Genomic DNA, 12,580 nt, shown 5'->3' with positions numbered 1-12,580 from the left:
CTCCGGCGTAGCGGAGCGGGTTAGTCCAACCCTTTTTATGCATCGGGTGAGATTTTGTGGCGGAGCCGTCATGGCGCCAGCCGGGGACTGCCAAATCTGGCATCTTCCGCCACATAATGTTTTAGCTTAGATGCTGTTCAGCAGTTGCAGAACGGCATCGGTGGGCCGGAAGCGCGTCCCGTAATCGCCCTTGATGCCCGCCTTTTCGAGTCCGTTACGCATCATCTCGACATCCGCGGCGGCATAGCGGTGGGTGGTGGCGACCTGTGCGTGCCCGAGCCAGGCTTGAATCGTCAAAAGATCCACGCCGGACTGGAGAAGCTTCATGGCAAGGGAGTGCCGGAAGATGTGTGGCGATATGGGCTTTTCGGCCAAATCCGGCCTTGTGGCCACTGCCTTGGCCGCCGCTCGTCGTACGATGTGGGTCGCCCCGAAGCGCGTCAGGCGCTCATTGTGGGCACCGATAAAGATCGGTCGTGGTTCGTGGTTGGTGATTCCGCGCTCGCGCAACAAGGCCGCCAGCGCTCTCGCCAGATCCTGAGGAACGGGGATGACGCGATCTCTGCGCCCCTTACCGTGCAATAGCACCTGCGAGTGCGGGCGTCCCAACTGAAGGTCGTCAGCATTGACACCGATGGCTTCGGAGACCCGCGCGCCGGTCCGCGCCAGGAACAGCAGAAACGCGCGGTCGCGCCGACCACGGGGCGTCCTCTGATCGGGCGCCGCAATGACGGTGTCCACTTCTGCGTCGGTGAGATGGTGCGTCACCTCAATGTGCGCGCGTTTTGTGGGAATCGTCAGCACGCGTTGCGCGACACCAAAGGACGCCGGGTCGGCGGCTGCCACATGGTGGAAGAAAGATCGTATCGCAGCTAGTCGGGCATTACGCGTGGCGACGGTGTTGTTCCGCTTCTCCTCGAGTTCGTCGAGAAATGCGAGAACGAGGTCTCGATCGAGATCTTCGAGCACCAACGCCGCCGGCCTCTTCCGCAACCTGGCGGCGGCAAAGAGGATCAGCATGCGCAAGGCGTCGCGATAGCTCGCGACAGTCGCGGGAGTGGCGTTGCGCTGCTTGGTTAGGCGCCGGCGAAAGTAGGATTCCAGGAGCGGCGCCAGGAGCAGATGTTCGCTCATGCTGCACCTCCATCGAGGAAAGCGCGGTCCGCCGCAATGGCGAGAAGATCCGCCGAACCAGTGAGGTAGTAAGCGGTATCGCTGTAGCTGGCGTGGCCGAGATAGGTGGCGAGCAACGGGAGCAACGCCTGAACGTCTGCGCGCTGTTGATGCCAGAAGCTGAGGCGGGTCACGGCGAACCGGTGCCTGAGATCGTGCGGCCTTAAGGGCTTACCGCCATCAAGGCCGGAGAGCTTACGCACCTCGGCAAAACCGTTTTGCAGGCCGGTCGCTGAGAGGCGGTTGCCACGAGAGCTGAGGAAGAAGCCCTGGTCCTTGGGCGTGGGAAAAGCGGCGTCACGCTCACTGGCGTAGTGGCGAAGGGCAGCCTGGGTCGTCGTGTGAACTGGAACGAGACGGTCCTTGCGGAACTTCGTCTTCCGAACGAGAAGAACCCCGTTGGTCAGATCGACGTCGGAACGATCAAGCCTTACCACTTCGCCAGATCGCAGTCCCGAGCTTGCCAACAATCCGATTAGCGTTGCCATCGTCCGCCCCCTGAGAGGGATGCTTGGCGAAATGCGCGCACATGCGTCGATGAGCGACGCCAACTCTGACTCGCTGAGGATCCGCGGCGGCGGAATTGCCCTGGATCTGGGAAAGACCCTACGCTCCAAGCTCTCGGTTTGGGCGTCATAGACGGCGAGATACTCGTAGAATCTGCGGAGCACGCCGTGACGAGTGGTGCGGCTGTTGGCGGCCCCGCCGAACGATAGGACGAAGTCCAGCGCCATCGTCCGGGTGGCGGGCGCGTCGATTTGAGTGCGTTCAATGTAGCGGACAAAAGCGCGCAACGTACCAGCTTGCTTACTGAAGGCATAGCCGAGCGAGTGGCGCAGTTCGATGTAACGCTCAACCTTCTCGCCGAGGAATCGGGCAAAGGCGGTCATGCGGCGCCTCCCGGAAAGGGGAGTGCGACCTCGGCGAGTTGCGAGGCCGCAACCTTCACGTACAACGCCGTTGTGTTGATGCTCCGGTGGCCAAGAAGATCGGCGACCTCGTTGATTGGCCTTTGCTGCCTGACGAGCTGGGTGGCAAGGCTGTGGCGCAGGAGATGCGCACCTGCGACTCGCCCAAGTTCGACCCCGCCATGCCGCAACCGCTTCCGCACGATCCTCGAAACAGGCGACGCGCACTTGAACGGCCCCAGCGGCGGCGTGAAGGACAGGAACAGATACGGACTATCCACCTTCGGTCGAGCGCGCAGGATGTAATCGGCGAGTGCGGCGCCGGTCTCCTCTAGGAGTGGCACCACCCGATCACGCTTGCCCTTGGTGCGCCGGACAAAAACCTCGCCAGTACGCCAGTCGATATCCTTCAGCCGAATGGCGCGTAACTCGCCGTTGCGAATGCCCGTAGTGGCGAGCAGCAGCAGGACGGCTCGATCGCGGATGTCGACCGGCGTCGTTGCGCCGATCGCATCGATCGCCTGCCGAACGTCATCCCATGCAAGGCGTGGCGGCAAATGTGCCAAACGCCAAGAGGGCGTCCTTGGGACAACGCCGGCGAGATCTTGGCGATGGTAGCCAGCCCAATACAAAAACCGAAGAAATGTTCGAGTGTGAGCAGTCGCTGCCGTGCGGGTGCCGGAGGTCGCCGATAGTGACAGCCGATGCTCGACAGCAGCAAGGACCTGCTCAGCCGTCAACGCCTCGAGGTCCTGGCCGAGATGGTGATGGCGGAACCAATCCAGAAAGCGGCGGCCGCCCAGAAGAACGCCTTCGCGGGTATTAGGCTCCAGCCCCCGTACCCTGCGCAGATAGTCCGAAAAGGAGGCCAGAAGCGCAGCATCCGGATCATCCTCTTCACTTGAAACAGAAATAATGAACCGCTCCGGAGCCACTCTCCGTGCATGTGCCAGAGCCGATACTGCCCCAATGCGCGGAGTATCAGCAGTAAACGCGCCCAAATAGCTGTCGATAACATCTTGATGGATCGGCATCGGACCACAGCGCGTCAAGGCAAACTGGCTAAAACGCGCAATCCGGCTCAGGTAAATCTTGGCGGACGCTCGCTTATAACCGAGCGTGAAAAAATGCTCCGCGAGGCGATCCATCTCGCCACCAAGCGCACCACTACGCAGGCGCTTGAGCACCCCACGATACCAGAAATAGAAGTCGAGCATGTTGTCCCTCCGAATAGCGGCGCGGGGGGATCCCGCACCCATCCCAAGAGGCACGAAATATTATGTGGCGGAGAATTCCAGATTAGACGGGCCTCGGCTAACGCCGGGACGGCTCCGCCACAAAATCTCACCCGACGCATAAATAAGGATCTGCTTCAAGGGCTGACGCCACCAACGCCACCAGGCCATTCATGCCGCGCCGGAAGTCGACAGGTCGCGTCGCAACCATGATCTTCACACCGCTTGGTGAAAGTCCGATCACCGGCGCCCTCGCAACACCGCCACCATCGCCTGCGCCAACTCGGGCGCCACCGAGCCGATAACCGTCATGCGTGCGCCCGCAATTTCGATCTCAATTCGGCCAGCAAGAACCTCCGAGGCATTCGATGGCGAGCCTTCGTGTCGTGCGCCATCCCCAACCACTGTCACCGGCACGAACACGGCAGACGGCAAACTGGCCTTTGCCGACCGTTGAGAGGTTAGTCCGGCATCCCGTCGCCACACATTCAGCAAGCCGCGATTGACGCCCCAGCGCCGGGCAACGGCCGAGATGTTCACGTCAGGTTCTGCGCTTTCCGCAAGGATCTGCGCCTTCTCCTCGTCAGTCCAATTCCGCCGCTGGCGCCGACCGGTGATCACCTCGATCCGGCGATACTTTCCCTCATGCCTGGCTTCATGCATGCCTTCATCCATGACTTCAAGCATGGCATCAACGCGATCTCCAACCATTCCATTCCGCTCCTATCGATGAAGGAGCTTATCTCACGGCCTCATTCACAAAAGAAAAGGTGGGTTGTTCGTCGCGCTCACGGATGACAGTAGTTTGCCACAGCAATATTAGACGTCGTCGCACGTCCTCTCAGAAAAAATTTACAAAATCTTCGCGTTCGCAGATTGCTCGGCAATGATACGTTCACCCGCAAATCCGCGGAGAGGCGTGCGTAAAAACTGATGGAAATTCATCCTCAGCTCGCCTGAAAGCACGCCACATGGAGGTTGACGCCAATGAAAGGAAGAACACTCATCTTAATTGAAGGTTCACGGGCTAATGGCCCGCTGTACGTCCAAGCGGCTCAGCGGCTTGGTCTCCATCTTATTACTCTGTCTGCAGATCCAGCTCAGTACGACTATCTTGGCGCGAACGAGGTTCAGACAATCTGTGTCGATACAGACGATCTCGATGCGTTAATCCGCGAATGCTACCAGTTAAGCACGACTTATGAGATTGCTGGCATTACCGGGTTTCCAAGCCCGAGCGAGACAGTCTATGCAACAGTTGCCCGACTCTGTCGACACTTCACTCTACCTGGACCGGACCCCGCATCGATTGATCGATGCTGCGACAAATTTGTGCAACGCCAAGTACTCGCGGAATACGGAGTTCCAGTACCTGCTTACCGCTTGGCAACAGATGCAATGGAGGTGGAATGCTCAGCGGAGAAGATTGGTCTGCCGGTGATACTAAAGCCAACCGCAGGCCTCGGCGGCAGCGGTGTCCGATTGTGCCGGGATGCCAAAGAGTTAGCTCAACATACGAGCCATCTGCTCGACGGAGATCACCCGTGGCAATCTTCGCCGAAGATACTCGTCGAAGAATTCGCACAAGGCCCGTACTACGGCGCTAATACAATGGGAAACCAAGTCATTGCAATTGGTACCGCTGACTTCGGCCCCCCGCCACATTTCGTCTTTCGTGAATACACCTTTCCTGCCCCGCTGACTGAAACCGAACTTCAACGCATCATCGATGTTTCACTTAGCTGCTTGCGAGCTCTCGGTCTTGGATGGGGACCGGCAAACATTGAATTCCGATGGACGAACGATGGCCCAGTTGTCATTGAAGTTAATCCCCGCCTTCCGACCGGGGAAGCTAGACTGGTTCAACTGGCGTACGGCGTTGATTTGATCACGGCGCACATCAATCTTGTCATCGGCCAACAAATTTGTGACTTGCGAGCAAAGCATTCGCACATAGCAGCAGTGAGGAGCCTGCTTCCGGAGGGCGATGGCATCCTCGATTGGATCAGTGGTGACAATCGCGCGGCTGCTGTACCGGGTGTCAACGAGGTCAAATTTTACGTTACACCAAAGGCACAAATCGTCAGAAGAGGTGATTATTTAGACTCGATTGGACATGTCATCGCATGTTCGTCAAGTCGTTCTCAGACAGAAATGATGCTGGAGCGTGCCGTTAATCTGATCAGGTGGTCAATCGCACCATTTCCGTCCCTTTGCGAACCGGACGAAATATCGACCTCAATCTCCGGGGCGAAGGAGGCGCCTCGCGAAGGATGATCTAAATAAGAGTTTGCAAGGCCTTCTTCTGGGAGCTTCGTATTCCTTTTGCTAGTGCCCTCTTGTCAGATGGCAGGCTTGCCAACAAACAGTCATGTCTTGGACGACAGCGCGAACGATGCTGAAGGATACAGCATCGCAGATCCGTTCAGTTAACTGCAGCGCCGATGCTTCTGTCCTCGCTTGACCATTTACGTTCTTGGGAGCGAGCGACTCATATGGGGAAGATCGGGTCAAGAACTCCATCGCATGTTTTCTTCGGTCGCTCTTTCGGCATCCAAGGCTGAGCCTGTTCGCGTGAACGGGCCTGTTTCCATTGCCGGTTCAAACTCACATTCGGTCGCCGCGCCGAGCGGCTGCACCATCATTCCGCTTGCGTTGCGGCAAAGGCTCGGGAGGACGAGACCATTCTTAGTAGCGGCGTTTGAAGCCATGTCGCGATCGGGCGAGTCGCGGAGGGACTTCACCCTCCGCGCTCTCAGAACCGTGCGTGAAACTGTCGCTTCACACGGCTCCCATCAGACGAACTTACCGGTTATTCCGAGCTGCCAATGCACGAAAAGCTTCGTTCGACTTTGGGCAAGGCGTTGTAGAAATTTCCCTGCTTGGGTCGAACGGGCATAGCGCTTGAACTTCCTTCTCACCCACACGCACAGCGTCTGATTGACGTAACGCCGCAAGGCATCCAGCGCCGATGGCGTAAACCGCCCGTAATACGCAATCCACCCCCGGAGGAGCGGATTGATCTCGCGAGCAATGTCGGCCAGCGACACATGCGTTTTCTGTCGGAGTTTCAAGTCCCGGATCGTCGCCCGCATGTGGTTCAGCGCCGAGGGAGCAACCCCCGGCGTAAATCCGCAGAACAGTCGCCCATTTTGCGGATTTTTCACCACTCGCGGTCGAAAACAGTATCCGAGAAAGTCAAAGCTGACGTTCGGATACGTTCCCCTGCGTTTGGGGTCTTTGCAGTAACCGATCTTGGTTTTGGTGGGATGCATTTCCAGCTGGCATTCCGCCAGCCTTGCTTGAAGGGCAGCCTTGACGGCCTCCGCTTCCTGTTCGGTCCGGCAGTGCACCAGACCGTCATCCGCATACCGGCACCATGGGAGGTCGGGGTATGTCCGGTCAGAGATCAAATGCGTAGTGCAGGAACAGATTTGAAAGAATCGGACTGACCACACCCCCTTGCGGGGTACCGCGATCCGCCCTATCCTTTGTCCATCCTGTTCCAAGGGCGCCGTCAGCCATCTTTCGATATAGAGCAACGCCCCTTGACCCTTGACATGCTTGTGGACCGCCTTGAGCAAGAGATCGTGCGCCAAGTTGTCATTTAGGCCCTTGATATCAAACTCTAAAACCCAATCATATTTCCAGCACCGCTGACGCGTGATCCCTACCGCGTCCAGAGCAGATTTGCCCGGTCGGTAGCCGTAGGAATCTGGCCGGAAGATCTGATCAAGTTCCGGTTCAATGAGCCGTTTGACCACCATTTGCGCGATCCTATCGCTCACGGTGGGCACACCCAAAATCCGCTGGCCCCCAGTCTTTTTGGGAATGGGGACGGCACGGACCGGTGGCGGAAAGTAGCTTCCCGAACTCATCCCGTTCCAGATCTTGTAGAGATTAGCCTTCAAGTCGGCTTCGAACTGCTCGATCGTCTGCCCATCCACTCCGGCCGCACCACCATTGGATTTGACCGCTTTATAAGCTTCGTACACCAGCCGCTTATCGATCCTAAACGGCTTGTCTGTCGTATCCGCCGACGTCATCCTGTCTCCAGTTGTTTCGAAAATACGACCACCTGATCCGACCCCTTTGCTCCAGCTCCATTAAAGCGCCTTCATCACTACTACGGGTCGGTTCGCCCCAACTTCCTGTATCTGTACTCTCGCCTCACGGTGATGTGCCGCTTGTGCTTCTCCCTTGGCATCAGAAAGCTGGTTCCTGCAGTTCCGCGCAAAAGCCTGTGACCGACTCACGCCCTCTCACCGCCGACCGCCGTCCGCCCGATAATCAGGCTCCTGACGGACTTGTCTCAGAGGAACGAACCGCCCCTGATTTTGACGGTATCTGACCAGTTTACGACGAGTCTTCGAGGGTTCACGTTTGTTCGTCTTTCGGACACGCACCTGCTCATGGTCATGCCATGAGCTTTTGATCCGACGCTCACCACCACGGCTCTTTACCGCAGCAAGCAGCTCGGACTGGTTTGGAACCTGCTCCTGAAAGCCGATCCCGAGGGGCCCACCCTCATCTTTCACGCAGCTTGTCCACACGTTAGTTGTTCATGTTGAACTCCCTTCATGTGTGCCTGCAGCACACGTTCGTCCCCCTGGATCCGCCAGGATTGATCGCTCCTGGAAGATTACAGCGTAAACTCATAAAATTTCTTGGCATTTATCGACCGCCGTGATTCAAGGCTTCGAAGTAGGGAAGCATTTGATGACGCGTCGTCGCTACGAACTGACTGACCACGAATGGTCGATTATATCGCCGTTGTTACCCAACAAGCCACGCGGCGTTGCCCGCGTTGATGATCGGCGGGTACTGAATGGCATCCTCTGGCGGTTTCGAACGGGCTCGCCTTGGGCGGAAGTTCCGGAACGCTATGGCCCGCCGACGACCTGTTACAACCGCTTCGTCCGCTGGCGCAAAGCCGGGGTATGGGATCGGCTTCTTGAAGCGGTGTCCAAGGCCTACGATGGCGACATCGTCATGATCGACTCGACCTGTGTCCGCGTTCACCAGCACGCGGACACGGGAAAAAAGGGATGGAGACGATGGTGGCATGGGACGTTCCCGCGGCGGCCTTACGAGCAAAATCCATGCGCTCGTCGATGCCGAAGGTCGCCCGGTCAATCTGCGTCTGACTGGTGGACAGATCGCCGATTGTGCCGAAGCCGACGCGCTGACGGATGAGCTTGGCGAGGGGGACATCCTGCTGGCCGACAAGGGTTATGACACGAATGCCATACGGGCTAAGGCCGCCGAGAGAAAGGCCTGGGCCAACATCCCGCCGAAGAGTAATCGCAAGGGCTCTTTGTATTTTCGCGCTGGGTCTATCGGCAACGTAATCTCGTGGAACGGTTCTTCAACAGGATCAAGCAGTTCCGAGGCATCGCAACCCGATATGACAAGCACCCGGAAAACTACCTCGCCGCCGTAAAGCTCGTCGCAACAAGAATATGGTGCCAGAGTTTATGAGTCGACGCCATAGAGAATTTGGCTTGCTGCGGTCATTCTCTTCTTTCGAAACGGACCGTCGTGTTCGCCTTATCGGATGTCCGCCACGTCCTCGCGTGTCACTTCATTTTCGTAATTGTTGCCGAAATTTGTGCGCACGTAGTTAACGACGGCAGCAACTTGGTCATCGCTCATCATATGACCGATAGGTGGCATGCCTGTATGCCCGTGGAGCACCAAGTAAACTGGGTAATCCCCGACCACTAGATTCTGATTTTGAGTAAGGGCCGGATATTTGCCTGCCCCCATCGCACCTTCCCCATGGTTCATATGACAAGCGGCACAGACGTTCGCATACAGCGCTTCCCCGCTTTGTTCACTGAAGTTCTCACCGTCGCTCAACATTACTTGGGCTCCGACGGGGACAGCGAGCGCCATCGTCAAGATTGAAACAACAACGGAGCCTAGAGGCCCTTTGGAGTTTTTCGCCATCGGAAAAAACCTTCAATTGGTCGCAACGTATTATCAGCCAGCCATGATGCGCTTATGAAGCCTTGTGATTGCGTCTAGTGAGGAGAGAATCGCCCCCTCCATCCAGGCCGGGACTTGGGATGCATGCTCGCCGGCGATTACTACGCGACCGTCGATCTTGCAAAGATTATTGAAGTGTTCCCTGCGGGTGTCTTCCGTCCAGTCCCCGGCGCAGCCAAGTGTAAACGGGGAGCGATGCCAGGCCCAGGAAACGCCATTTTCGAATTCCTCTTTGTATTGAGGATGGATCCGCGCACCGTATTCGACAACCCGCTTCACGCGTTCCTCGGGAGCCATTGACGTGAACTCATAGGAATTCGGCCCATTCCAAGTGTAACAGCCCAGCAGAACGCCCTTTCCCTTCGTATTGAAGTCACTGCTTGGATAAGAAATCTGCCGGATCGGCAGATTGGTGTAGCTCACGCCCCCGAAAATCAGGTCATCTTCCTCCCAAAAACGACGCTTGAACTGTAGGCCTACCTTCACGGATGATGCATAGGGTACAGCTTTGATCGCTGCGAGCATTTCGGCGCTGACATTGATGTCGATTTGACTGAGGATCGTCAGGGGAATCGTACATACGCACCAGTCGCCGCTCGCCCGCTGTATTGTACCGGGATTCTCGCTGTCTTCGTAATAGGCCGTGACGCGCTTCTCGTCCTGCTCGATCTTTGTCACCTTGGCGTTATAGGTGACGAGGTCGTCCACTTCCTTGCTGAAAGCCTTGCCAATCAGGTCGATGCCGCCACGTGGCTGGAACATGGTTGTTTGGAATTCATAGCGCGCAAAAGCGGCTAGATCGCTCCAAAGGCCCGAACCTAGTATTTCGGAAAGGCTCAGCGGCTTTCCGGACGTTGGCACGACGCTATTTCTCCCCGCGCGATAGGCTTCGACCGAACCGCGAAACTCTCTCACGTGTGTGCTATTCTGGTAGGCATAATTCTCATCCAACGCGCCCCAGGAGCGAAGGGCCTCAAGTAGCATCTCCTGATCTTCCTTAGTGACACTCCCTTCGAGTGCGCCCTTGCGCGTCACCTTACACAGCAGCTCTGATATGTGTCCCCGAATATCGGTCATAACGTAACGCACTCGCTGCGGCTTGCCGCCGCCCCCCCTTGTGGAGTGCAGGAACGCGTTGTGGTTGAGTTGTTGGAAGGGCTCTAGCACCACGCCCAGCCGCTTGCAGTATGCGAGCAAGCCATGGTGATGATACGGAATTCGCCACGGACCAGGATTGATGTAAAGCCCCTCATCAAATTCACAATTCCGGATCTCGCCGCCCAGTTCCTTCACGCTATCGCCGCCGCGTATCGTCCAATTTCGGCCACCTACTCGATTGTTGTATTCCAGTATTTTCACGTTGTAACCGGCCTGACGCAGTTCGAGTGCTGCCGTCATACCCGCCAATCCTGCTCCAAGAATCAAGACGGAAGTGTCCTTCGGAGCGCCTTCCAGCTTTATTGGTCCGTTGTATCTAGACTCACCAGCCAGCCCGAGCGTAGTCATGGCGTGGTACATCGTCATACTGCCTGCAGTCATACCGATTAGCGATAGAAGATTGCGCCGGTTTAAGCCAACTAGCTTATCTTGTGCCATTTTCCGTCCTCTCACTGTCCGTGCCAAAACTGTAAGTTTGCGAAGCCCTTTGAAACTTTTTTTATCCATTCAATCGCTATGCCACCACGGCAACTAGTACCGCTCCTAAGAGATTCTGACTGGTGAGCTAGCGTAGGATTGGCAGCGCCTCAGGTTCTACGAGCAATTGAATGCTTCGCGCTTCTCCAGGCTGGCATTGAATGAGGCCGGCTTTTTCCAGGGTTATCACCATCTGGTGTACAGACGGTGCGGTCACCTCAAAGTGGCGACGCATGTCCGCTTCTGCCGGGGAGCGTTTGAAGATCCTGGTATAGGCATAAATGAAGACCAGGTATCGGCCCTGCAACTGCGTGAACTGTGGCGCTCCGGCAGGAGGCTCCTTGTCTCGTTGCGCGGGCTTATCCCAGGATGACGAAACGGTCCTGGTTTCGACGACGCTTGAATTTCTTAACGACGCGTCTTCGGATGGTTCACTTTCGTTCGTCTTTCGGACACGCACCTGCTCGATCTCGTCCGAACTTTTCATCCGACGCTCACCACCACGGCTCTTTACCGCAGCAGCTCGGACTGGTGAGACCCGCTCCCGAAAACCGATCCCGGAGGGCCAGCCTCCATCATTCACGCAGCTTTACGACACAGTGTCAGTTCATACTGAACTCCTTCCGTGCCTCTGCAGCATACTCTCGTCACAGAATACCCCCGGCTGCGAGCGGATGAAGGCGGTGAGCGCATCGTAGAGGAGCTCAAGCCACCAGGCGACACGCGTGACCCATGCCCCGAGCGTACCGCGATCAATGATGACGCCGCAGGAGGCCAGTATTTGCGCCTGTCTGTTGAGCGGGAGATGCCAGGCAAACTTCGAAACAGCGACATGCGCGGCAAACGCCGTGGTCACCATGCCACCGTCCATCACGCGTGCCGGTGCGGACGCCTGCACAACAACACTTTCGCAGGCCCGGCATGCATAGCGTGGCCGGATCGTCCGTTTCACCCGGACAACCGCAGGCACGATGTCGAGCGCCTCGCTGACATCAGTGCCGATGCAATGAAGTTCGAACGAACAGCAGGGGCAAGTCTTGCTCTCTGGTTCGATGACCTCGTCATACCGCGGAAGGTGCTTGGGCAAGCGGCCGATATTGCGCGCTGGCGATCGCCGTGCCTGCATTTTGTCTTCAATGACCGGCACGACATCGTCATTGGCAGCAACGGGAATGTCGCTTAGATCGCCAAGATCGAGCATTGCCTGCGTCGGATCGATGATCGTCATCTTCTCCGATTTCGTCCCGAAGAGCAGGCGCTCAAGGAAGGCCACGCGCGCCTTAAGGTCGGCATTCTCTTCGTTGAGCGAGAGAATGATCCGGGTCAGTTGCACGGTGTCCTGGGGTAAGGTATCATGTCGAAGCGGCATGACTGGCCCTACCATAGGAGCCTGAATCTTCACGTAAAACCGACAGGATCAGCCTGCTTTTGAGGGCCTCCTCACAGCGTTTCGTTTGACGCGCGTCCAGTCAATACCGGCTAGCAAAAGCGAGAACTCTTCGCGCGTCATCTGCATGGCGCCATCGCGGACCGGGTGGCCAAACGAACTTGCCAGCCTCCAACCACTTGTACCTTATCTGAGAATGCAGCCTCGACCAGCACAGATCAGCAGCTAGTGCTGGTTACACATCAGTTTCA

General features: G+C 57.1%; 9 protein-coding genes and 4 pseudogenes. 2 read left to right on the top strand and 11 right to left on the bottom strand.

Annotated elements, in window-relative coordinates:
- Nucleotides 1–126: 126 nt before the first annotated feature.
- The 5 genes and pseudogenes from CCGE531_RS31690 to CCGE531_RS31670 all read right to left on the bottom strand — a co-directional run bounded on the left by CCGE531_RS31690 (nucleotide 127) and on the right by CCGE531_RS31670 (nucleotide 4,027).
- On the bottom strand, nucleotides 127–1,134 hold the full coding sequence (locus CCGE531_RS31690; protein WP_004126146.1) for a tyrosine-type recombinase/integrase: 1,008 nt from the start codon (nucleotides 1,132–1,134) through the stop codon (nucleotides 127–129).
- Nucleotides 1,131–2,063 carry a tyrosine-type recombinase/integrase gene (locus CCGE531_RS31685; RefSeq protein WP_120670885.1) on the bottom strand — a complete coding sequence of 311 codons (933 nt, stop codon included), beginning with the start codon at nucleotides 2,061–2,063 and terminating at the stop codon, nucleotides 1,131–1,133. Before CCGE531_RS31685 ends, CCGE531_RS31690 begins: the two co-directional genes overlap by 4 nt.
- Nucleotides 2,060–3,298, bottom strand: a complete 1,239-nt coding sequence (locus CCGE531_RS31680; protein ID WP_120670884.1) for a site-specific integrase — start codon at nucleotides 3,296–3,298, stop codon at nucleotides 2,060–2,062. Before CCGE531_RS31680 ends, CCGE531_RS31685 begins: the two co-directional genes overlap by 4 nt.
- 142 nt (nucleotides 3,299–3,440) lie before the next feature.
- A pseudogene (gene tnpB, locus CCGE531_RS31675) lies at nucleotides 3,441–3,560 on the bottom strand (IS66 family insertion sequence element accessory protein TnpB); the annotation flags it as partial.
- On the bottom strand, nucleotides 3,557–4,027 hold the full coding sequence (locus tag CCGE531_RS31670; protein WP_004128939.1) for a transposase: 471 nt from the start codon (nucleotides 4,025–4,027) through the stop codon (nucleotides 3,557–3,559). The gene CCGE531_RS31670 and the pseudogene tnpB (CCGE531_RS31675), both read right to left, overlap by 4 nt.
- 276 nt (nucleotides 4,028–4,303) lie before the next feature.
- Here CCGE531_RS31670 and CCGE531_RS31665 point away from each other — a divergent pair, with 276 nt between their 5' ends.
- Nucleotides 4,304–5,593: an acetyl-CoA carboxylase biotin carboxylase subunit family protein gene (locus CCGE531_RS31665; RefSeq protein ID WP_004128937.1), complete on the top strand. Its 1,290-nt coding sequence runs from the start codon at nucleotides 4,304–4,306 to the stop codon at nucleotides 5,591–5,593.
- A gap of 518 nt (nucleotides 5,594–6,111) precedes the next feature.
- On the opposite strand, the gene ltrA is transcribed toward CCGE531_RS31665, so the two are convergent.
- Nucleotides 6,112–7,362: a group II intron reverse transcriptase/maturase gene (gene ltrA / locus CCGE531_RS31655; protein ID WP_120670883.1), complete on the bottom strand. Its 1,251-nt coding sequence runs from the start codon at nucleotides 7,360–7,362 to the stop codon at nucleotides 6,112–6,114.
- Between the two features lie 673 nt (nucleotides 7,363–8,035).
- On the opposite strand from ltrA, the pseudogene CCGE531_RS31650 reads away from it, so the two are divergent.
- Nucleotides 8,036–8,797 (top strand): annotated as a pseudogene (locus CCGE531_RS31650) (IS5 family transposase).
- A gap of 69 nt (nucleotides 8,798–8,866) precedes the next feature.
- Here CCGE531_RS31650 and CCGE531_RS31645 read toward each other — a convergent pair.
- From CCGE531_RS31645 to tnpB (CCGE531_RS31620), 5 genes and pseudogenes are all read right to left on the bottom strand, one after another.
- Entirely contained in the window at nucleotides 8,867–9,181 is a 315-nt protein-coding gene (locus tag CCGE531_RS31645; protein ID WP_245276724.1) for a cytochrome c, read from the bottom strand.
- A 120-nt stretch (nucleotides 9,182–9,301) separates the two neighbouring features.
- Nucleotides 9,302–10,903: a flavin monoamine oxidase family protein gene (locus tag CCGE531_RS31640; RefSeq protein ID WP_004128922.1), complete on the bottom strand. Its 1,602-nt coding sequence runs from the start codon at nucleotides 10,901–10,903 to the stop codon at nucleotides 9,302–9,304.
- Nucleotides 10,904–11,030: 127 nt separating this feature from the next.
- Complete coding sequence (locus tag CCGE531_RS35110) at nucleotides 11,031–11,249, bottom strand: MarR family transcriptional regulator (RefSeq protein ID WP_085999212.1); 219 nt, start codon at nucleotides 11,247–11,249, stop codon at nucleotides 11,031–11,033.
- Between the two features lie 333 nt (nucleotides 11,250–11,582).
- Nucleotides 11,583–12,311, bottom strand: a pseudogene (locus CCGE531_RS31625) (transposase); the annotation flags it as partial.
- A 48-nt stretch (nucleotides 12,312–12,359) separates the two neighbouring features.
- A pseudogene (gene tnpB, locus CCGE531_RS31620) lies at nucleotides 12,360–12,510 on the bottom strand (IS66 family insertion sequence element accessory protein TnpB); the annotation flags it as partial.
- Between the last annotated feature and the right edge of the window lie 70 nt (nucleotides 12,511–12,580).

It is taken from the genome of Rhizobium sp. CCGE531 (assembly GCF_003627795.1).
In the GTDB taxonomy this organism is placed as follows: Bacteria; Pseudomonadota; Alphaproteobacteria; order Rhizobiales; family Rhizobiaceae; genus Rhizobium.
This window is presented reverse-complemented; position numbering and strand designations above follow the sequence as displayed.